2 protein-coding genes are annotated in these 2,080 nt (G+C 53.2%); both read left to right on the forward strand.

The features are described from left to right. Positions 1-225: 225 nt before the first annotated feature. Entirely contained in the window at positions 226-603 is a 378-nt protein-coding gene (locus IGW03_RS29320) for a hypothetical protein (RefSeq protein WP_194726039.1), read from the forward strand. 365 nt (positions 604-968) lie between these two features. Then, positions 969-2,012 (forward strand): IS481 family transposase, encoded by a 1,044-nt coding sequence (locus tag IGW03_RS29325; protein ID WP_194726040.1) that lies wholly within the window; start codon positions 969-971, stop codon positions 2,010-2,012. Positions 2,013-2,080 lie beyond the last annotated feature (68 nt).

A 2,080-nucleotide genomic window follows, 5' to 3' on the forward strand; every position in this document is an offset into this window, starting at 1 on the left:
TAGAACTACTTGGCCTTCCTTCACCTAGCTTGCGGCTTCATCACTTGGCGAATAATAGGCCTACTGGGATAGGCTACTAAATAGTAAGAATTAAATGCCCCCCTATGCGCTCACTGGTATATAGTTCGTGAGAGCTGGACATTACCAGTAACCACATATACATAACGCAATGTGAAGCTACCTGTCGTTGCCCTATCTATTCAAATCGCCTGTACGGAGCCACGTATGGAGAAACTTGATCTACCAAGCATGGCGTCTCGATCTGATCCCGACACGAGCTTTTCTCAGCCATCCAAAGCCGACATGGCGCGGATGTCGGAAGTGCACGTGCGTTTTGACGGGCACTGCTATCGATACGGACAGTATTGCTACGATAAGCTCGCTGACGCACTCGCTTACGCGAAGCTCGATCAGTCTCGTCCCGGACATCAGACCATGGGCGACTGTGCACCTGTATGGACGCCGCCTCTGACGCTGACCATGGAGCAACGAAGTTTGATGGATTCGCTCGGCGTGGAATACGACGGCAGGCAATACCGTTTTAAAGGCTATCATTACGACCGTCTGGCCGATGCGATCGCGTATGCGCGCCAGAACGCTTAGTCCAAGTACGGCGCCGTAGATTTTTTGCCTCGCCTAGCAGGGTGGATAAAGCTTCCATTGATCGTAAAGACCTGAGCGAGCCCGAATTGCGTCGGCGAGGCAATACCCGAATTACTTCGCCATGGTTAAATAAAAACCTTCGCAAATGAAGGTTTTCAGATTGGTGCTGGAATTAACTTCGCTCGCCAGCTCCGGTGGTGTCCGGTGCGCTCGAATGCAAGCGAGTACATGGAAATCATGATGCCTAAACTGTAGTAGTTCAGACTTGATCTGACAGCAAGGCCTTGCCAAAGGGTGGGGTTACCCGGTTTGATAGAGGTGCGAATCTTTATGAAACCAGCGCGCAAGCGCCAAGGAGTAACCCCATGACTAGTGTTCCTCAGAACGTCATCAAACACAAGGTTGGGCTGCTGAATCTGGCGGCCGAACTTGGCAACGTGTCCCGTGCCTGCAAGGTGATGGGATTTTCTCGCGACACTTTTTACCGCTACCAGTCTGCTGTTGCCGAAGGCGGCGTGGATGCGCTGATCGACGCCAGCCGGAAGAAGCCCAACCTTTGTAACCGAGTGGAAGAAGCCACTGAAGCGGCAGTCGCTGCCTTTGCTCTTGAGCAACCAGCCTTTGGGCAGGTGCGGGTTTCCAACGAACTGCGCAAGCGCGGTATCTTCATTTCTCCCTCTGGCGTACGTTCCGTATGGCTGCGACGCGACCTGGAATCGTTCAAGAAGCGGCTGATTGCCCTCGAGTGTCATGTCGCTCAAACGGGCGAGGTACTGACCGAGTCCCAAGTCGCGGCGCTGGAGAAGAAGCAGGAAGACGATGTGGCGCATGGCGAGATCGAAACGGCCCATCCTGGTTATCTGGGCAGCCAGGACACCTTTTACGTAGGCACAATCAAGGGCGTCGGACGCATCTACCAGCAGACCTTCGTCGACACCTATTCGAAGTGGGCAGCAGCCAAGCTCTACACGACCAAGACGCCCATTACAGCGGCCGACTTGCTCAATGATCGCGTCCTGCCGTTCTTCGAAGAACAAGGCATGGGCATGATCCGTGTGCTGACCGATCGTGGTACTGAGTATTGCGGCAAGCCGGAAACGCATGACTACCAGCTCTATCTTGCCTTGAATGATATAGAACACACGAAGACCAAGGCAAACCATCCGCAGACCAATGGTATCTGCGAGCGCTTCCACAAGACGATTCTCAATGAGTTCTATCAGGTAGCGTTCCGGCGCAAGATCTATCGTTCTATCGAAGAATTGCAAGTCGACTTGGATGAATGGCTGGCCTACTACAACAGCGACCGAACGCACCAGGGAAAGATGTGCTGCGGTAGGACCCCGATGCAAACTCTGTTGGACGGAAAGGAGGCATGGCGCGATAAAATCACCGCATTGAATAGCTGAACTTGACCTGACAATCGCCAGTATCAAACCGGGCAACTGTCAGATCAGATCGCGACTACTGCACCTAA

Source organism: Noviherbaspirillum malthae (assembly GCF_015352985.1).
Taxonomy (GTDB): domain Bacteria; phylum Pseudomonadota; class Gammaproteobacteria; order Burkholderiales; family Burkholderiaceae_D; genus Noviherbaspirillum; species Noviherbaspirillum malthae.

Coding starts and splice junctions, on each gene's coding strand:
- IGW03_RS29320 (WP_194726039.1), top strand. CDS start 226: ATGGAGAAACTTGATCTACCAAGCATGGCGTCTCGATCTGATCCCGAC.
- IGW03_RS29325 (WP_194726040.1), top strand. CDS start 969: ATGACTAGTGTTCCTCAGAACGTCATCAAACACAAGGTTGGGCTGCTG.